Genomic DNA, 18,597 nt, shown 5'->3' on the forward strand with positions numbered 1-18,597 from the left:
CAGCAGGGGCCGCGGCCACACCGACCGTCGGGAAGGCCATGCTGAACAAGTACGCGCGTGCATTTTTTACGCGTGTCCTCACACCGTTCGCCGCGTTTCTCATCCGCCGGGGCGTCAGCCCGGACACGGTCACGCTGATCGGCACCGCGGGTGTGGTCGCGGGCGCGCTGGTCTTCTACCCCATGGGTGAGTTCTTCTGGGGCACGGTCGTGATCACGCTCTTCGTCTTCTCCGACCTCGTCGACGGCAACATGGCACGCCAGCTCGGCCGCTCCAGCCGCTGGGGCGCCTTCCTGGACTCCACGCTGGACCGGGTCGCCGACGGCGCGATCTTCGGCGGCTTCGCCCTCTGGTACGCGGGCGGCGGGGACGACATCGTGCTGTGCGCCGTGTCGATCTTCTGCCTGGCCAGCGGCCAGGTGGTGTCGTACACCAAGGCGCGCGGCGAGTCGATCGGCCTGCCGGTCGCCGTCAACGGGCTCGTCGAACGCGCCGAGCGCCTCGTCGTCTCGCTGGTCGCGGCGGGTCTCGCCGGGCTGCACGCGTTCGGTGTGCCGGGCATCCAGTACCTGCTGCCGATCGCCCTGTGGATCGTCGCCGTCGGCAGCCTCGTCACGCTCGTCCAGCGCGTCGTCACGGTCCGCCGGGAGGCCGCCGAGGCGGATGCCGCCACGCAGGAGAGCCAGGGCACCGAGGCGGCGAAGTGAGCGCTCGGGACCGGCTGACCGACGGCCTGTACGGCGCCGGCTGGAGCACCGTGAAGAAGCTCCCCGAGCCGGTCGCCGCGCGACTCGGCCGCACCGTCGCGGACGTCGCCTGGAAGCAGCGCGGCACGGGCGTACGGCGGCTGGAGAGCAACTACGCGCGCGTGGTGCCGGACGCGAACCCCGAGCGGCTCGCCGCGCTCTCGCGCGCGGGCATGCGCTCGTACCTGCGCTACTGGATGGAGTCCTTCCGGCTCCCGGCGTGGAGCACCGAGCGGATCAGGTCCGGCTTCACCGCCGAAGACCTGCACCACCTCACCGACGGCCTGGACGCGGGCAAGGGCGTGGTCCTCGCCCTCCCGCACCTGGCCAACTGGGACCTCGCGGGCGCCTGGGTCACCACCGAACTGGGCATCCCCTTCACCACGGTCGCCGAACGCCTCAAGCCGGAGACCCTCTACGACCGCTTCGTCGCCTACCGCGAGAGCCTCGGCATGGAGGTCCTGCCGCACAGCGGCGGCACCGCCTTCGGCACGCTGGCCCGGCGGCTGCGCGACGGCGGCCTGGTCTGCCTGGTCGCCGACCGCGACCTGTCCGCGTCCGGCGTGGAGGTCGACTTCTTCGGCGAGAGGGCCCGGATGCCTGCGGGGCCGGCCCTGCTGGCGCTGCAGACCGGCGCCCGGCTGCTGCCGGTGACGCTCTGGTACGGCGCGTCGCCCGTCATGAAGGGCCGGGTGCATCCGCCGGTCGAGGTCCCCGAGTCGGGTACCCGGGCCGAGAAGACGTCTGTCATGACACAGGCGCTGGCCGATGCCTTCGCCACGGGGATCGCCGACCACCCGGAGGACTGGCACATGCTCCAGCGCTTGTGGCTGAAGGACCTCGACCCCGCCAAGGCCCCCGCGGCGGCCGACGGGCAGGGCGCCTCGTGAGGATCGGCATCGTCTGCCCGTACTCCTGGGACGTGCCTGGCGGCGTCCAGTTCCACATCCGGGACCTGGCCGAGTACTTCATCCGTCTCGGCCACGAGGTCTCCGTCCTCGCCCCCGCCGACGACGACACCCCGCTGCCCCCGTACGTCGTCTCGGCCGGCCGTGCCGTGCCGGTGCCGTACAACGGCTCGGTGGCCCGCCTCAACTTCGGCTTCCTGTCGGCCGCCCGGGTGCGGCGCTGGCTGCACGACGGCGCCTTCGACGTCATCCACATCCACGAGCCGACCTCGCCCTCGCTCGGCCTGCTGACCTGCTGGGCGGCGCAGGGCCCGATCGTGGCGACCTTCCACACGTCCAACCCGCGCTCCCGCGCGATGATCGCCGCGTACTCGATCCTCCAGGCCGCCCTGGAGAAGATCAGCGCCCGGATCGCGGTGAGCGAGTACGCCCGCCGCACCCTCGTCGAACACCTCGGTGGGGACGCGGTGGTCATCCCCAACGGCGTGGACGTCGACTTCTTCGCCGACGCCGAGCCGAAGCCGGAGTGGCAGGGGGACACGATCGGCTTCATAGGGCGCATCGACGAGCCCCGCAAGGGCCTGCCGGTGCTGATGGGGGCGCTGCCGAAGATCCTCGCCGCCCGCCCGGAGACCCGGCTGCTGGTCGCCGGGCGGGGCGACGAGAAGGAGGCGGTGGCGTCGCTGCCCGCCGAGCTGCGCCCCCGGGTGGAGTTCCTCGGCATGATCAGCGACGAGGACAAGGCACGCTTCCTGCGCAGCGTCGACCTGTACGTCGCGCCCAACACCGGCGGCGAGAGCTTCGGCATCATCCTGGTCGAGGCCATGTCGGCCGGCGCTCCCGTGCTCGCCTCCGATCTGGACGCCTTCGCCCAGGTCCTCGACCAGGGGGCGGCCGGCGAACTCTTCCCCAACGAGGACGCCGACGCCCTCGCCGACGCGGCGGTACGGCTGCTCGCGGACCCGGAACGCCGCACCGCGCTGCGGGAGCGGGGCAGCGCCCACGTGCGGCGCTTCGACTGGTCCACGGTCGGCGCGGACATCCTGTCGGTCTACGAGACGGTCACGGCGGGCGCGGCGGCGGTGGCGACGGACGACCGGGCGACGGGGCTCAGGGCACGCTTCGGCCTGGCGCGGGACTGAGGCTCATCTTCCAGCCGACGTCCGGAATATTCAGCCCGTCCGGCGTTTGAGGACGAGGCCGTCCAGGCCGAAGGGGGTCTGGGGGCGCAGCCCCCAGTGACGCCCGCCGAGAGGCACCGCGCCAACCCAGCGGAGCGCTCCCGTAGGGTTGCGCCCCGTGACCGCAACCCTCATCTGGACCCTGGCCGTCCTCGTGGCGATCGGCCTGTACCTGAGCTGGACGGCGGGGCGGCTGGACCGGCTGCACGCCCGGATCGACGCCGCCCGTGCCGCACTCGACGCGCAGTTGCTGCGCAGGGCGTCCGTCGCCCAGGAGCTGGCCACCTCGGGCGTGCTCGACCCGGCCGCCTCCATCGTCCTGTACGAGGCCGCGCACGCCGCCCGGCAGGCCGAGGAGGAGCAGCGGGAGGTCGCCGAGAGCGACCTGAGCCAGGCGCTGCGGGCCGTGTTCGCCGAGCCGCAGCAGGTGGACGTCCTGCGCGAGGCGCCCGGGGGAGAGGAGGCGGCGCACGAGCTGGCCGAGGCCGTGCGGCGCGTCCCGATGGCCCGGCGTTTCCACAACGACGCGGTGGGGGCCGTGCGCAGGCTGCGCGAGCACCGCAAGGTCCGCTGGTTCCGCCTCGCCGGGCACGCGCCCTTCCCGCTGGCCTTCGAGATGGACGACGAGTCGCCCGCGGCCCTGGTGGACAGGGCGGCGTAAACGGCCCCGCCCGGCCCCGCGATCGAAAAGGATCCACCAGCTGTCCATTGGCCCTTGCTGTGGCCTGCTTCGTTCGCGTTTCCTCGGAGCTGCAGAAACCCCCCTTCACTTCAGCGAGGTACCCGTGTCCAGCACGTACTCCGAGAACCAGGCCCCCGAGACCGGCACCGCCCGCGTGAAGCGCGGCATGGCCGAGCAGCTCAAGGGTGGCGTGATCATGGACGTCGTCACGCCGGAGCAGGCGAAGATCGCCGAGGACGCGGGCGCCGTCGCCGTCATGGCCCTGGAGCGGGTCCCGGCCGACATCCGCAAGGACGGCGGCGTGGCCCGGATGTCCGACCCGGACATGATCGAGGGCATCATCGGCGCGGTCTCCATCCCGGTGATGGCCAAGTCCCGCATCGGCCACTTCGTCGAGGCCCAGGTCCTGCAGTCCCTCGGCGTCGACTACATCGACGAGTCCGAGGTCCTCACCCCGGCCGACGAGGTCAACCACAGCGACAAGTTCGCCTTCACCACCCCCTTCGTCTGCGGCGCCACCAACCTGGGCGAGGCCCTGCGCCGTATCGCCGAGGGCGCCGCGATGATCCGCTCCAAGGGCGAGGCCGGCACCGGCAACGTCGTCGAGGCCGTCCGCCACCTGCGTCAGATCAAGAACGAGATCGCGCGGCTGCGCGGCTACGACAACAACGAGCTGTACGCCGCCGCGAAGGAGCTGCGCGCCCCCTACGAGCTGGTCCGCGAGGTCGCCGAGCTGGGCAAGCTCCCCGTGGTCCTCTTCTCGGCGGGCGGCGTAGCCACCCCGGCCGACGCCGCGCTGATGCGCCAGCTCGGCGCCGAGGGCGTCTTCGTGGGCTCCGGCATCTTCAAGTCCGGCGACCCGGCCAAGCGCGCCGCCGCCATCGTGAAGGCGACCACCTTCTACGACGACCCGAAGATCATCGCGGAGGCGTCCCGCAACCTCGGCGAGGCCATGGTCGGCATCAACTGCGACACCCTCCCCGAGACCGAGCGCTACGCGAACCGCGGCTGGTAAGGCACCCGAACCATGAGTGACACCCCCGTCATCGGCGTCCTGGCCCTCCAGGGCGACGTACGGGAGCACCTCGTCGCCCTGGCCGCGGCCGATGCCGTGGCCAGGCCGGTCAGGCGCCCCGAAGAACTCGCCGAGGTGGACGGCCTGGTCCTGCCCGGTGGCGAGTCCACCACCATCTCCAAACTGGCCGTCCTCTTCGGAGTGATGGAGCCCCTCCGCGCGCGCGTGCGGGACGGCCTGCCCGTCTACGGCACCTGTGCCGGCATGATCCTGCTGGCCGACAAGATCCTCGACCCGCGCTCCGGACAGGAGACCGTCGGCGGCATCGACATGATCGTGCGCCGCAACGCCTTCGGACGGCAGAACGAGTCCTTCGAGGCGGCCGTCGACCTCAAGGGCGTCGAGGGCGATCCCGTGGAGGGCGTCTTCATCCGCGCGCCCTGGGTGGAGTCCGTGGGCGCCGCCGCCGAGGTGCTCGCCGAGCACGAAGGCCACATCGTCGCGGTCCGCCAGGGCAACGCGCTGGCCACGTCGTTCCATCCGGAGCTGACGGGCGACCACCGCGTGCACCGCCTCTTCGCCGACATGGTGCGCGCGAACCGGGCGGCGGAGTCCTTGTAGGATTCCTGCGTTCGTTCGTTCAAAGACGGGTTACGCGAAGGAGACAGGCAGATGTCCGGCCACTCTAAATGGGCCACGACGAAGCACAAGAAGGCCGTCATCGATGCCAAGCGCGGCAAGCTCTTCGCGAAGCTGATCAAGAACATCGAGGTCGCGGCCCGGATGGGGGGCGTCGACATCGAGGGCAACCCGACGCTCTACGACGCCATCCAGAAGGCGAAGAAGCAGTCGGTCCCGAACAAGAACATCGACTCCGCGGTCAAGCGGGGCGGTGGCCTCGAGGCCGGCGGCGCCGACTACGAGACGATCATGTACGAGGGTTACGGCCCGAACGGTGTCGCGGTGCTCATCGAGTGCCTCACCGACAACCGCAACCGCGCCGCCTCCGACGTCCGCGTCGCCATGACCCGCAACGGCGGCTCCATGGCCGACCCGGGCTCGGTGTCGTACCTGTTCAACCGCAAGGGCGTCGTGATCGTGCCCAAGGGCGAGCTGGGCGAGGACGACGTCCTCACCGCGGTCCTCGACGCGGGTGCCGAGGAGGTCAACGACCTCGGCGAGAACTTCGAGGTCCTCAGCGAGGCCACCGACCTGGTCGCGGTCCGCACCGCCCTCCAGGACGCCGGCATCGACTACGAGTCCGCCGACGCCAACTTCGTCCCGACCATGCAGGTCGAGCTGGACGAGGAGGGCGCCCGGAAGATCTTCAAGCTGATCGACGCCCTGGAGGACAGCGACGACGTGCAGAACGTCTTCGCCAACTTCGACGTGAGCGACGAGGTCATGGAGAAGGTCGACGCGTAACGCCGTCGTGCGCGACGATTCCGGCGGGCCGGAGGGACACGTCCCCCGGCCCGCCGTCGTTGTCGGTGGCACCCGATAGCCTGCACAAACAGGTGATCGATGCGAGGGGGCCGTGCGTTGCGCGTACTGGGTGTGGACCCGGGACTGACCCGTTGCGGGATCGGCGTGGTCGAAGGCGTGGCCGGCCGGCCGCTCACCATGCTCGGCGTCGGTGTCGTACGCACGCCCGCGGACGCCGATCTCGGCCACCGCCTGGTCGTCGTCGAGCAGGGCATCGAGCGGTGGCTGGACGAGCACCGGCCCGAGTGCGTCGCCGTCGAGCGAGTCTTCAGCCAGCACAACGTCCGTACGGTCATGGGCACCGCCCAGGCCAGCGCCATCGCCATCCTGTGCGCCTCCCGCCGCGGCATCCCCGTCGCCCTGCACACCCCCAGCGAGGTCAAGGCCGCCGTCACGGGCAGCGGACGCGCCGACAAGGCGCAGGTCGGAGCCATGGTCACCCGCCTGCTCCGGCTCGGCACGCCCCCCAAGCCCGCCGACGCCGCCGACGCCCTCGCGCTCGCCATCTGCCACATCTGGCGCGCTCCCGCACAGAACCGGATCCAGCAGGCCGTGGCCCTGCACGCCTCGAAAACGCCGAAGACCCCGAAAACCCCGGCATCCCCGCCCGCAACGAAAGGCCGTACGGCATGATCGCCTTCGTCAGCGGCACGGTCGCCGCCCTCGCCCCCGACACCGCGGTGGTCGAGGTCGGCGGCGTCGGCATGGCCGTCCAGTGCACGCCGAACACGCTGTCCACGCTCCGGATGGGCAAGCCCGCCAAGCTCGCCACGTCCCTGGTCGTCCGCGAGGACTCGCTCACCCTCTACGGGTTCGCCGACGACGACGAGCGCCAGGTCTTCGAGCTGCTCCAGACGGCCAGTGGCGTCGGCCCGCGCCTGGCGCAGGCGATGCTCGCCGTGCACAGCCCCGACGCCCTGCGCAGAGCCGTCTCCACCGGAGACGAGAAGGCACTCACCGCCGTCCCGGGCATCGGCAAGAAGGGCGCGCAGAAACTGCTCCTGGAACTGAAGGACCGCCTCGGCGAGCCGATCGGGGCCCCCGCCGTCGGCGCGCCGGTCAGCACCGGCTGGCGCGACCAGCTGCACGCGGCCCTGATCGGCCTCGGGTACGCGACCCGCGAGGCCGACGAGGCGGTCTCCGCCGTGACGCCCCAGGCGGAAGCCGCAGGGGGCACGCCCCAGGTGGGGCAATTGCTGAAGGCGGCCCTGCAGACGCTGAACCGAGCCCGCTGAACCGCCATCCCCGACCCCTGAGGCACACACCGACATGAACTGGGACGACACGACCGACACGTCCGGCGCAGACGAGGGGCTCGCCGGCCCCGCCGCGGAGCGGCTGGTGGGCTCTGTCGCCGACGGCGAGGACCAGGCCGTGGAGGCCGCCCTGCGCCCCAAGGACCTGGGCGAGTTCATCGGCCAGGAAAAGGTCCGCGAGCAGCTCGACCTGGTGCTGCGCGCCGCACGCGCGCGCGGGGCGACCGCCGACCACGTGCTGCTCTCCGGCGCTCCCGGCCTGGGCAAGACCACCCTCTCGATGATCATCGCGGCCGAGATGGAAGCCCCCATCCGCATCACCTCCGGCCCCGCCATCCAGCACGCCGGCGACCTCGCGGCGATCCTCTCCTCCCTCCAGGAGGGTGAGGTCCTCTTCCTCGACGAGATCCACCGCATGTCGCGGCCCGCCGAGGAGATGCTCTACATGGCGATGGAGGACTTCCGCGTCGACGTCATCGTCGGCAAGGGCCCGGGTGCCACCGCCATCCCCCTGGAACTACCGCCCTTCACCCTGGTCGGCGCCACCACGCGCGCGGGCCTGCTGCCGCCCCCGCTGCGCGACCGCTTCGGCTTCACCGCGCACATGGAGTTCTACGGACCGGCGGAACTGGAACGCGTCATCCACCGCTCGGCGGGCCTGCTCGATGTCGAGATCGACACCGCCGGCGCCGCCGAGATCGCCGGCCGCTCCCGCGGCACCCCCCGCATCGCCAACCGCCTGCTGCGCCGGGTCCGGGACTACGCCCAGGTCAAGGCCGACGGCCGGATCACCCAGGAGATCGCCGGGGCCGCCCTCGCGGTCTACGAGGTCGACGCCCGCGGCCTGGACCGTCTGGACCGGGGCGTGCTGGAGGCCCTGCTCAAGCTGTTCGGCGGCGGGCCCGTCGGCCTGTCCACGCTCGCCGTCGCCGTGGGGGAGGAGCGTGAGACAGTGGAGGAGGTCGCCGAACCCTTCCTCGTGAGGGAGGGCCTGCTCGCCCGCACCCCGCGCGGTCGCGTGGCCACCCCGGCCGCATGGGCGCATCTCGGCCTCACCCCGCCGCGTTCGCAGAGTTCCGGAAACGGACAACAGGACTTGTTCGGGGCGTGACGGCACCGTCACGAAGAGGACATTCGCCGGAGCAGGAACCCCGGTGCCATGCTGAGCGTTGTTCCATGCGCGCGGACTCGCTTAGACTCCGCCGATGCCGCCCTTGTCGGCGGCGCACACACCCCCAACCATCAGGCCGCTCACCATCGCGGTCGTGTGAAGGAAGTACCGACCCGTGAGTCTCGTGACCCTCCTCCCGTTCATCGTGCTCATCGGGGCCATGTTCCTGATGACCCGGTCGGCGAAGAAGAAGCAGCAGCAGGCCGCCGACATGCGGAACCAGATGCAGCCCGGTTCCGGAGTCCGCACCATCGGGGGCATGTACGCCACGGTCAAGGAGGTCAGCGAGGACACGGTCCTCCTCGACGCCGGTCCGGGTGTCGATCTGCTCTTCGCCAAGAACTCCATCGGTGCCGTCCTGACCGACGACGAGTACAACCGCATCGTCCACGGCATCGAGCACGACCTGAAGTCCGACGCCGACGTCGTCCCGGACGACGCCTCCTCCCTCACCGAGACCGACGCCTCCGCCGACGACGCTGCCACCGCCTCCGACGGCAAGTCCGTCGACCTCGGCAAGAAGGGCGCGGCCGACGAGCCGACCGCCGACGAGCCTGCCGACGAGCCGACCGCCGACGCGGCGCCCGCCGAGGCGAAGACGGACGAGCAGTCCAAGAAGTCCGATGGCGGCTCCGAGGCGAAGTAGCCGTGCCCCGGGGCGCGCGGGCCGTTCCCGCACACCCCGTGTGACGCGCGGCTCGCACGGATCCGGACATCATGTGATGGCCGCCGGTGACGCCTACCCGGCGCGAAGCGGCCCGAGAGGGAGTACGCAAAGGTGGTAGCACCTAAAAAGGGAAAGAGTGCGAGCGCTCAGAGCAAGCCCGGGCGCTCGCTGGCCCTGATTGTGATCGCCATCGTGGCGCTCACCGGAGGCATGTTCGCCTCCGGGCACACGACTCCGCGTCTCGGCATCGACCTGGCCGGCGGCACGAGCATCACGCTCCGTGCCGTGCCGGAAGAGGGCCAGGAGTCCGCGATCAACAAGACCAACATGGACACCGCGGTCGAGATCATGGAGCGCCGTGTCAACGGTCTGGGCGTCTCCGAGGCCGAGGTCCAGACCCAGGGCGACCGGAACATCATCGTCAACATCCCCAAGGGGACGAACTCGAAGGAAGCCCGGGCACAGGTCGGCACCACCGCCAAGCTCTACTTCCGCCCGGTCCTCGCCACCGAACTCTCCGGCGCCGCGGCGACCGGCAGTCCCTCGCCGAGCGCCACCGGGGGCGCCTCGGACAAGGCCACCGGCGAGGCGACGGACAAGGCCACCGACGGGGCGGGCGACAAGGCCACCGACAAGGACGGGGCGAGTTCCTCCCCGTCCGGCTCCGCCTCGGCGAGCGCCACCACCCAGGGCCGCGCCGCCAGCGACGCGCTGAAGGCGGACCCCAGTCCGTCCGCCACCGCCTCCGACGGTGCCGCCCCGTCCCCCAGCGCCAGCGCCTCCGGTGACGATGCCACCGCCAGGCTCCAGGCCGAGTACGCGAAGCTGGACTGCACCGACGAGAACGCCCGCGCCAAGGCCGGCGACGGCTCCAAGCCCGGCGACTCGATGGTGGCCTGCGGCCAGAACTCGCAGGGCCAGTGGCAGAAGTACATCCTCGGCCCCGCGGCGGTCGACGGCACGGACATCGACAAGGCCGAGGCCGTCTTCAACACGCAGACCGCCGCCGGCTGGACCGTGACGATGAAGTTCACGGACGACGGCGCCAAGAAGTTCGCCGACATCACCGGCAAGCTGGCCCAGAACCAGTCCCCGCAGAACCAGTTCGCCATCGTCCTGGACAACGAGGTCGTCTCCGACCCGTACGTCAGCCAGGCGCTCACCGGCGGCAGCGCGGAGATCTCCGGCAGCTTCGACCAGGAGGAGGCCCAGGGCCTCTCCAACATGCTGTCCTACGGTGCCCTGCCGCTGACCTTCAAGGAGGACAGCGTCACCACCGTCACCGCCGCGCTCGGCGGTGACCAGCTCAGGGCCGGCCTGATCGCCGGCGCGATCGGTCTCGCCCTGGTCGTCCTCTACCTGCTGGTGTACTACCGCGGTCTGTCGTTCATCGCCATCGCCTCGCTGCTGGTCTCCGCGTGCCTCACGTACGTGATCATGTCGCTGCTCGGCCCGACCATCGGCTTCGCGCTGAACCTGCCCGCCGTCTGCGGTGCCATCGTCGCCATCGGCATCACGGCGGACTCGTTCATCGTGTACTTCGAACGCGTCCGCGACGAGATCCGGGAGGGACGCACCCTGCGCCCCGCCGTCGAGCGGGCCTGGCCGCGCGCCCGGCGCACCATCCTGGTCTCCGACTTCGTCTCCTTCCTCGCCGCCGCGGTGCTTTTCGTCGTGACGGTCGGCAAGGTGCAGGGCTTCGCGTTCACCCTGGGTCTGACCACGCTGCTCGACGTGGTGGTGGTGTTCCTCTTCACCAAGCCGCTGCTGACGCTGATGGCCCGCCGCAATTTCTTCGCGAGCGGTCACAAGTGGTCCGGCCTCGACCCGAAGAGCCTGGGCGCCAAGCCACCGTTGCGCCGCACCCGCCGCCCCGCCCGTCCCGTTGCCGGCCCTGTCGACCCGAAGGAGGCGTGAGATGGGAAAGCTCGGCAACCTCGGCGCCCGACTGCACCATGGCGAGATCGGCTACGACTTCGTCAAGAACCGCAAGCTCTGGTACGGCATCTCCATCCTCATCACCATCACGGCCATCGTCGGCCTGGCGGTGCGCGGCCTGCACATGGGCATCGAGTTCCAGGGCGGCGCGGTCTTCACCACCCCGAAGAACGTGAGTGCCCCGGTCTCCCAGGCCGAGAGCTACGCGGAAGAGGCCTCCGGCCACGACGCGATCGTCCAGAAGCTCGGCGACGGCAGCCTCCGCATCCAGATCTCGGGCACCGACACCGAGGCGTCGGACCAGATCAAGGAGGAGCTCTCCAAGAACCTGGACGTCCCGGCGGAGAAGATCAACGCCGACCTGGTCGGCCCCAGCTGGGGTGACCAGATCGCGAACAAGGCCTGGCAGGGTCTCGGGATCTTCATGGTCCTCGTGGTGATCTACCTGGCGATCGCGTTCGAGTGGCGCATGGCGCTCGCCGCCTTCGTCGCGCTGATCCACGACATCACCATCACGGTCGGGATCTACGCCCTCGTCGGCTTCGAGGTCACGCCGGGCACGGTGATCGGTCTGCTGACCATCCTCGGTTACTCGCTCTACGACACGGTCGTCGTCTTCGACAGTCTCAAGGAGCAGACCAAGGACATCACCAAACAGACGCGCTGGACCTACGGCGAGATCGCCAACCGGTCGATCAACAGCACCCTGGTCCGCTCCGTCAACACCACGGTGGTCGCGCTGCTCCCGGTGGGCGGTCTGCTGTTCATCGGGGGCGGTGTCCTCGGCGCCGGCATGCTCAACGACATCTCGCTGTCGCTGTTCGTCGGCCTCGCCGCAGGCGCGTACTCGTCGATCTTCATCGCCACACCGCTCGTCGCCGACCTCAAGGAGGCCGAGCCGCAGATGAAGGCCCTCAAGAAGCGCGTCCTCGCCAAGCGCGCCCAGGCCGCGGCCAAGGGCGAGCCGGCGGAGAACGCCGTCGACGAGGAGTGGTACGCCGACGAGCCCGAGGACACGGCGCCCGCGGTCGTCGGCCCCCGCGGCCAGACCGCGTCCCGCGCCAGGGGCCGCGGCCGACCCTCGGGGAAGCGTCGATGACCGGGACGACCGGCATCCAGGAGCTGCTGCTCAGCCGCATCCGGGACGTGGCCGACTACCCGGAGCCGGGCGTGGTGTTCAAGGACATCACCCCGCTCCTGGCGGACCCGGCCGCGTTCACCGCACTGACCGACGCGCTCGCCGGGGTCGCCGAGCACACCGGCGCCACCAAGGTCGTCGGTCTGGAGGCCCGCGGCTTCATCCTCGGCGCCCCGGTGGCCCTGCGGGCGGGCCTCGGCTTCATCCCCGTACGCAAGGCGGGCAAGCTCCCCGGAGCCACCCTCAGCCAGGCGTACGACCTGGAGTACGGCTCGGCCGAGATCGAGGTGCACGCCGAGGACCTGGCCGCCGGGGACCGCGTGCTGGTCGTCGACGACGTCCTGGCCACCGGCGGCACCGCCGAGGCCTCGCTGGAGCTCATCCGCCGGGCCGGCGCGCAGGTGGCAGGCCTCGCCGTTCTGATGGAGCTGGGCTTCCTCGGCGGGCGGGCCCGTCTGGAGCCGGCCCTGGCGGGGGCACCGCTAAGGGCGCTGCTCACGGTCTGACGGCTCTCGTCGCACAGCCGAGGCGGGCCCGGAGGAATCCGGCGCCCGCCTCAGGCGTTTCCCGGGTTGACGGCCCTCACAGTGGCCGGAAGGCGATCCCGGGGTGCAGGATCGCTACCATGGGGTTTCCGGAGCCTGACCGGGGGACCCGGATCGCGCACGAGGAGTCCTCTTGCCAGACGAGGCCCAGCCACTGACCGCCGCAAAGCCCGAGTCCGCCTCGGGACCCGCGGCGAAGCCCGCGCCCAGTTCGCCGCAGGCGAAGAACGACACCCGCGGGCCGATCCAGCACGCCCCGTCCGCGCCCGTCGACAAGCCGGCCGACCAGCAGCCGCGTCCCAAGCCGATCCCGCCCGAGCGCGACCGGAACGCGTCCGTGGTCCGCACGCCCTCCGGACAGCCCGCCCGGTCCGGCTCCTCCAACCGCGTCCGTGCCCGCCTCGCCCGCCTCGGCGTGCAGCGCGCGAACCCGTACAACCCGGTCCTGGAGCCGCTGCTGCGGATAGTGCGCAGCAACGACCCCAAGATCGAGACCGCGACCCTGCGCCAGATCGAGCGCGCCTACCAGGTCGCCGAACGCTGGCACCGCGGCCAGAAGCGCAAGAGCGGCGACCCGTACATCACGCACCCGCTCGCCGTCACCACCATCCTCGCCGAGCTGGGCATGGACCCGGCCACGCTGATGGCCGGGCTCCTGCACGACACCGTCGAGGACACCGAGTACGGCCTGGAGGACCTGCGCCGCGACTTCGGCGACGTGGTCACCCTCCTCGTCGACGGCGTCACCAAGCTCGACAAGGTCAAGTTCGGCGAGGCCGCGCAGGCCGAGACCGTGCGCAAGATGGTCGTCGCCATGGCCAAGGACCCCCGCGTCCTGGTCATCAAGCTCGCCGACCGCCTGCACAACATGCGCACCATGCGCTACCTCAAGCGCGAGAAGCAGGAGAAGAAGGCGCGCGAGACCCTGGAGATCTACGCGCCGCTCGCCCACCGGCTGGGCATGAACACCATCAAGTGGGAGCTGGAGGACCTCGCCTTCGCGATCCTCTACCCCAAGATGTACGACGAGATCGTCCGCCTGGTCGCCGAGCGCGCCCCCAAGCGCGACGAGTACCTCGCCATCGTGACCGACGAGGTCCAGCAGGATCTGCGCGCCGCGCGCATCAAGGCGACCGTCACCGGCCGGCCCAAGCACTACTACAGCGTCTACCAGAAGATGATCGTCCGCGGCCGTGACTTCGCGGAGATCTACGACCTGGTGGGCATCCGCGTTCTCGTGGACACCGTCCGCGACTGCTACGCGGCGCTCGGCACCGTGCACGCGCGATGGAACCCGGTCCCCGGCCGGTTCAAGGACTACATCGCGATGCCCAAGTTCAACATGTACCAGTCGCTGCACACGACGGTCATCGGACCCAATGGCAAGCCGGTCGAGCTCCAGATCCGCACCTTCGACATGCACCGCCGCGCCGAGTACGGCATCGCCGCGCACTGGAAGTACAAGCAGGAGGCCGTCGCCGGCGCCTCCAAGGTCCGCACCGACGCGCCCAGGTCGTCCGGCAAGGGCAAGGACGACCACCTCAACGACATGGCGTGGCTGCGGCAGCTCCTCGACTGGCAGAAGGAGACCGAGGACCCCGGCGAGTTCCTGGAGTCCCTGCGCTTCGACCTCTCCCGCAACGAGGTGTTCGTCTTCACTCCCAAGGGCGACGTCATAGCGCTGCCCGCGAGTGCCACCCCCGTCGACTTCGCGTACGCGGTGCACACCGAGGTCGGCCACCGCACCATAGGCGCACGCGTCAACGGCCGCCTCGTCCCGCTGGAGTCGACCCTGGACAACGGCGACCTGGTGGAGGTCTTCACCTCCAAGGCGGCCGGTGCGGGCCCCTCCCGCGACTGGCTCGGCTTCGTGAAGTCGCCGCGTGCCCGCAACAAGATCCGCGCCTGGTTCTCCAAGGAACGCCGGGACGAGGCGATCGAGCAGGGCAAGGACTCCATCGTCCGCGCCATGCGCAAGCAGAACCTGCCGATCCAGCGCATCCTGACCGGCGACTCCCTGGTCACGCTCGCCCACGAGATGCGGTACTCGGACATCTCCGCGCTGTACGCGGCGATCGGCGAGGGCCATGTCTCCGCGCAGAACATCGTGCAGAAACTGGTACAGGCGCTCGGCGGCGAGGAGGCCGCGACCGAGGAGATCGACGAGTCGGTTCCGCCGGCCCGCGGTCGCGGCCGCAAACGCCGGACCAACGCCGATCCGGGTGTCGTGGTCAAGGGCGTCGAGGACGTGTGGATCAAGCTGGCCCGCTGCTGTACGCCCGTCCCCGGCGACCCCATCATCGGCTTCGTCACCCGCGGCAGCGGCGTATCCGTTCACCGCAGCGACTGTGTGAACGTGGACTCGCTGTCCCGGGAGCCCGAGCGCATCCTCGAGGTCGAGTGGGCCCCCAGCCAGTCCTCCGTCTTCCTGGTCGCCATCCAGGTCGAGGCCCTGGACCGCTCCCGGCTGCTGTCGGACGTCACGCGCGTCCTGTCCGACCAGCACGTCAACATTCTCTCGGCGGCCGTCCAGACCTCCCGCGACCGCGTCGCCACCTCCCGCTTCACCTTCGAGATGGGCGACCCCAAGCACCTCGGGCACGTCCTGAAGGCCGTACGGGGCGTCGAGGGCGTCTACGACGTGTACCGGGTGACGTCGGCGCGCAGGCCCTCGTAACGGCCGGCCACACACGCGGAGGGGCTCCCGTACGGCGTGTACGGGAGCCCCTTCGCGGATGCGTGTGTGCGGCTCAGCCGCCGAACTCGTGCAGACCCTTCAGCGCCTGGTCCAGCAGGGCCTGGCGGCCCTCCAGCTCACGCTCGAGCTTGTCGGCCTTGGCGTTGTTGCCCTGCGCACGCGCCTGCTCGATCTGCGAGCGCAGCTTGTCCACGGCGGCCTGGAGCTGACCGGTCAGACCCTCGGCACGCGCGCGTGCCTCCGGGTTGGTCCGGCGCCATTCGGTCTCCTCGGCCTCCTGCAGCGCCCGCTCGACCGCGTGCATCCGGCCCTCGACCTTCGGCCGGGCGTCGCGCGGCACGTGACCGATGGCCTCCCAGCGCTCGTTCACCGTGCGGAAGGCGGCCCGGGCCGCCTTGAGGTCGGTGACCGGCAGGAGCTTCTCGGCCTCCTCGGCCAGCTCCTCCTTGAGCTTGAGGTTCTCGGCCTGCTCGGCGTCCCGCTCGGCGAAGACCGAGCTGCGGGCGGCGAAGAACACGTCCTGGGCGCCGCGGAAGCGGTTCCACAGGTCGTCCTCGTGCTCGCGCTGGGCGCGGCCGGCGGCCTTCCACTCGGACATGAGGTCCCGGTAGCGCGCGGCCGTCGGCCCCCAGTCCGTCGAGTTCGACAGCGCCTCGGCCTCGGCGACCAGCCGTTCCTTGGTCTGGCGGGCCTCCTCGCGCTGCGCGTCCAACTGCGCGAAGTGCTGCTTGCGGCGCTTGGAGAACGCCGAGCGCGCGTGTGAGAAGCGGTGCCACAGCTCGTCGTCGGACTTGCGGTCCAGCCGCGGCAGGCCCTTCCAGGTGTCCACCAGGGACCGCAGGCGCTCACCGGCCGCCCGCCACTGGTCGGACCGCGCCAGCTCCTCGGCCTCGGCGACCAGCGCCTCCTTGGCGCCGCGCGCCTCGTCGGACTGCTTCGCCCGCTGCGCCTTGCGCTCCTCGCGGCGCGTCTCCACCAGCGCGACGAGCTTGTCCAGCCGGGCCCGCAGCGCGTCCAGGTCGCCCACCGCGTGGTGCGCGTCGACCTGCTCCCGCAGGTGGGCGATGGCGGTCTGGGCGTCCTTCGCCGACAGGTCGGTGGTCTTCACTCGCTTTTCGAGGAGGCCGATCTCGACAACCAGGCCTTCGTACTTGCGTTCGAAATAGGCCAGCGCCTCCTCGGGGGAGCCCGCCTGCCAGGAACCGGCGACCTGCTCGCCGTCGGCCGTACGCACGTACACGGTCCCCGTCTCATCGACGCGGCCCCACGGGTCGCTGCTCACAGCGCCTCCTCCACATGATGCCTGCGGAGGGCTTCGCTACCCCCGGGCATCGTCCACAGTTTCGTCACGGCCAACATAGGCGACCGGCGGGCGGCCTGTCCGCATCCCGCGCGACCGAACTTCGCTGATGAGGGTCAGGATTTCGTGACGGTGGCCTTGTCGATCACGACCGTCGCGTTGGGTGCCGTGCTCCCCGTCGTGGGGTCGGGCGCCTGGGCTCCGGCGGCCGCGATTTTCTTGAGGACCTTCATCCCCGCCTCGGACACGGTGCCGAACGGCGTGTAGTCGGGCGGCAGCTGGCTGTCCTGGTAGACCAGGAAGAACTGGCTGCCACCCGTGTCGCGCCCCTGCTGCGTCTGCGGGTTGTACTGATTGGCCATCGCGACCGTGCCCGCCGGGTAGACGTTGCCCTTGAGGCTCCCGTCCTTGAGGTTCTCGTCGGGAATGGTGTAGCCCGGGCCGCCCGCGCCGGTGCCCTGCGGGTCACCGCACTGCAGGACGAAGATGCCGCTGTCGGTCAGCCGGTGGCACTTGGTGTGGTCGAAGTACCCCTTCCCGGCCAGGAAGTTGAACGAGTTGACGGTGTGCGGCGCAGCCGACGCCTTCAGCGCGATGTCTATGTCGCCGCAGGTCGTCGCCAGCTGCATCGTGTACTTCGCCGACTTGTCGATGGTCATCGCAGGTTCCTTCTTCCAGGTCTGCGTCTTGACCTTGCCCTCGGCCGGCTTCTCGCACGGGTCCGGCGCCTTGCTGCTCGGCGAGGCGCTCGGGGTGACCTCCGCGTTCGCGTTCGTCTTGCTGTCGTCGTCCCCCAGGACCACGCCGGTCGTGTACAGCGCGACGCTGCCGATCAGGATCACGCCGAGCACCGACGCGATCGCGGCGTTGCGCATGCGTGCCCTGCGTCGCGCGGAGGTGCGTCGCTGCTGCTGCCGCAAGAACTTCTCCCGGGCGAGCTGACGCCGCCGCTGCTCCTGGGTGACCACCGGGTTCTCTCCTCATGCGTCTTCGTGTGCCGACCGGTACGCGTGGGTGCGATGAGCCGACCGTGGGCGTGTAGCCCCGTACCGTATATGGGTTCGCTGAGAAATCGGCACCGCCGGTAGGCTCTGACCATGGGCGCGACCCGTTCGCAAGCCCACCCGTATCGACACAAACGAAGGACGATCGTGCTCATTGCCGGATTCCCCGCCGGGGCCTGGGGGACGAACTGCTATCTCGTCGCCCCCGCCGCCGGTGAGGAGTGCGTGATCATCGACCCGGGCCATCAGGCGGCCCCCGGAGTCGAGGAAGCGATCAGGAAGCATCGGCTCAAGCCCGTCGCCGTCGTCCTCACCCACGGCCACATCGACCATGTGGCCTCGGTCGTCCCGGTGTGCGGCGCACACGACGTGCCGGCCTGGATCCACCCGGACGACCGCTTCATGATGAGCGACCCCGAGAAGGGGATCGGCCGGACCATCGGCATGCCGCTCATGGGTGAACTGACCGTCGGGGAACCGGACGACGTCAGGGAACTGACCGACGGCGCGAAGCTGGGGCTGGCGGGCATGGAGCTGACGGTCGCGCACGCGCCGGGCCATACCAAGGGGTCGGTGACCTTCGGCCTGCCCGAGGCGGCGGACATCCCGCCGGTCATGTTCTCGGGCGATCTGCTGTTCGCCGGCTCCATCGGACGCACCGACTTCCCCGGTGGCTCCATGGACGACATGCTCGAGTCCCTGGCACGCGTCTGCCTGCCGCTCGACGACTCGACCGTGGTGCTGTCCGGACACGGTCCCCAGACGACCATCGGCCGGGAACGCGCCACCAATCCGTATCTGCGGCAGGTGGCGGCCGGCCAGGGAGCTCCCGAGGCTCCCCGACGAGGAATGTGACGAGAGAC

At 70.6% G+C, this 18,597-nt stretch carries 18 protein-coding genes; 16 read left to right on the top strand and 2 right to left on the bottom strand.

The window, feature by feature from the left end:
* Positions 1-38: 38 nt before the first annotated feature.
* From pgsA to relA, 15 genes are all read left to right on the top strand, one after another.
* Entirely contained in the window at positions 39-707 is a 669-nt protein-coding gene (pgsA, locus tag ACZ4V1_RS17350; RefSeq protein WP_468336098.1) for a phosphatidylinositol phosphate synthase, read from the top strand.
* Entirely contained in the window at positions 704-1,636 is a 933-nt protein-coding gene (locus ACZ4V1_RS17355) for a phosphatidylinositol mannoside acyltransferase (RefSeq protein WP_468336101.1), read from the top strand. The genes pgsA and ACZ4V1_RS17355 overlap by 4 nt, the downstream gene beginning before the upstream one ends.
* Entirely contained in the window at positions 1,633-2,796 is a 1,164-nt protein-coding gene (locus tag ACZ4V1_RS17360; protein ID WP_468336104.1) for a glycosyltransferase family 4 protein, read from the top strand. Before ACZ4V1_RS17355 ends, ACZ4V1_RS17360 begins: the two co-directional genes overlap by 4 nt.
* Positions 2,797-2,953: 157 nt before the next feature.
* On the top strand, positions 2,954-3,496 hold the full coding sequence (locus tag ACZ4V1_RS17365; RefSeq protein WP_468336107.1) for a LemA family protein: 543 nt from the start codon (positions 2,954-2,956) through the stop codon (positions 3,494-3,496).
* 124 nt (positions 3,497-3,620) lie between these two features.
* On the top strand, positions 3,621-4,532 hold the full coding sequence (gene pdxS / locus ACZ4V1_RS17370; protein WP_386318609.1) for a pyridoxal 5'-phosphate synthase lyase subunit PdxS: 912 nt from the start codon (positions 3,621-3,623) through the stop codon (positions 4,530-4,532).
* Between the two features lie 12 nt (positions 4,533-4,544).
* Positions 4,545-5,153, top strand: a complete 609-nt coding sequence (gene pdxT, locus ACZ4V1_RS17375; RefSeq protein ID WP_468336110.1) for a pyridoxal 5'-phosphate synthase glutaminase subunit PdxT — start codon at positions 4,545-4,547, stop codon at positions 5,151-5,153.
* A 51-nt stretch (positions 5,154-5,204) separates the two neighbouring features.
* Positions 5,205-5,957: a YebC/PmpR family DNA-binding transcriptional regulator gene (locus ACZ4V1_RS17380; protein ID WP_468336113.1), complete on the top strand. Its 753-nt coding sequence runs from the start codon at positions 5,205-5,207 to the stop codon at positions 5,955-5,957.
* Between the two features lie 117 nt (positions 5,958-6,074).
* Positions 6,075-6,650, top strand: a complete 576-nt coding sequence (ruvC, locus tag ACZ4V1_RS17385) for a crossover junction endodeoxyribonuclease RuvC (protein ID WP_468336116.1) — start codon at positions 6,075-6,077, stop codon at positions 6,648-6,650.
* The gene (ruvA, locus tag ACZ4V1_RS17390; protein ID WP_468336119.1) at positions 6,647-7,252 is read left to right on the top strand and encodes a Holliday junction branch migration protein RuvA; all 606 of its coding nucleotides are present in this window, start codon (positions 6,647-6,649) and stop codon (positions 7,250-7,252) included. Before ruvC ends, ruvA begins: the two co-directional genes overlap by 4 nt.
* 34 nt (positions 7,253-7,286) lie before the next feature.
* Positions 7,287-8,384 carry a Holliday junction branch migration DNA helicase RuvB gene (gene ruvB, locus ACZ4V1_RS17395; protein ID WP_468336122.1) on the top strand — a complete coding sequence of 366 codons (1,098 nt, stop codon included), beginning with the start codon at positions 7,287-7,289 and terminating at the stop codon, positions 8,382-8,384.
* A gap of 175 nt (positions 8,385-8,559) precedes the next feature.
* Complete coding sequence (yajC, locus tag ACZ4V1_RS17400) at positions 8,560-9,090, top strand: preprotein translocase subunit YajC (RefSeq protein ID WP_468336125.1); 531 nt, start codon at positions 8,560-8,562, stop codon at positions 9,088-9,090.
* 132 nt (positions 9,091-9,222) lie between these two features.
* Positions 9,223-11,028: a protein translocase subunit SecD gene (gene secD / locus ACZ4V1_RS17405; protein WP_468336128.1), complete on the top strand. Its 1,806-nt coding sequence runs from the start codon at positions 9,223-9,225 to the stop codon at positions 11,026-11,028.
* Position 11,029: 1 nt separating this feature from the next.
* Positions 11,030-12,148 (top strand): protein translocase subunit SecF, encoded by a 1,119-nt coding sequence (gene secF, locus ACZ4V1_RS17410; protein WP_468336131.1) that lies wholly within the window; start codon positions 11,030-11,032, stop codon positions 12,146-12,148.
* Positions 12,145-12,693: an adenine phosphoribosyltransferase gene (locus tag ACZ4V1_RS17415; protein WP_468336134.1), complete on the top strand. Its 549-nt coding sequence runs from the start codon at positions 12,145-12,147 to the stop codon at positions 12,691-12,693. The genes secF and ACZ4V1_RS17415 overlap by 4 nt, the downstream gene beginning before the upstream one ends.
* A gap of 172 nt (positions 12,694-12,865) precedes the next feature.
* A complete protein-coding gene (gene relA / locus ACZ4V1_RS17420; protein WP_468336137.1) occupies positions 12,866-15,409 on the top strand; it encodes a GTP pyrophosphokinase in 2,544 nt (847 codons plus the stop codon).
* A 73-nt stretch (positions 15,410-15,482) separates the two neighbouring features.
* On the opposite strand, the gene ACZ4V1_RS17425 is transcribed toward relA, so the two are convergent.
* The gene (locus ACZ4V1_RS17425) at positions 15,483-16,712 is read right to left on the bottom strand and encodes a DUF349 domain-containing protein (RefSeq protein WP_468336140.1); all 1,230 of its coding nucleotides are present in this window, start codon (positions 16,710-16,712) and stop codon (positions 15,483-15,485) included.
* 134 nt (positions 16,713-16,846) lie between these two features.
* Complete coding sequence (locus ACZ4V1_RS17430; protein WP_468336143.1) at positions 16,847-17,698, bottom strand: peptidylprolyl isomerase; 852 nt, start codon at positions 17,696-17,698, stop codon at positions 16,847-16,849.
* 183 nt (positions 17,699-17,881) lie between these two features.
* Here ACZ4V1_RS17430 and ACZ4V1_RS17435 point away from each other — a divergent pair, with 183 nt between their 5' ends.
* A complete protein-coding gene (locus ACZ4V1_RS17435) occupies positions 17,882-18,589 on the top strand; it encodes an MBL fold metallo-hydrolase (RefSeq protein ID WP_468336146.1) in 708 nt (235 codons plus the stop codon).
* Positions 18,590-18,597 lie beyond the last annotated feature (8 nt).

The sequence above is a fragment of the Streptomyces sp. NPDC028991 genome (assembly GCF_055564775.1).

What these genes read in the sequence shown, in the direction of transcription:
- pgsA (WP_468336098.1), top strand. Translation starts at nt 39, where the DNA reads ATGCTGAACAAGTACGCGCGTGCATTTTTTACGCGTGTCCTCACACCG.
- pdxT (WP_468336110.1), top strand. Translation starts at nt 4,545, where the DNA reads ATGAGTGACACCCCCGTCATCGGCGTCCTGGCCCTCCAGGGCGACGTA.
- ACZ4V1_RS17380 (WP_468336113.1), top strand. Translation starts at nt 5,205, where the DNA reads ATGTCCGGCCACTCTAAATGGGCCACGACGAAGCACAAGAAGGCCGTC.
- ruvA (WP_468336119.1), top strand. Translation starts at nt 6,647, where the DNA reads ATGATCGCCTTCGTCAGCGGCACGGTCGCCGCCCTCGCCCCCGACACC.
- ruvB (WP_468336122.1), top strand. Translation starts at nt 7,287, where the DNA reads ATGAACTGGGACGACACGACCGACACGTCCGGCGCAGACGAGGGGCTC.
- secF (WP_468336131.1), top strand. Translation starts at nt 11,030, where the DNA reads ATGGGAAAGCTCGGCAACCTCGGCGCCCGACTGCACCATGGCGAGATC.
- ACZ4V1_RS17415 (WP_468336134.1), top strand. Translation starts at nt 12,145, where the DNA reads ATGACCGGGACGACCGGCATCCAGGAGCTGCTGCTCAGCCGCATCCGG.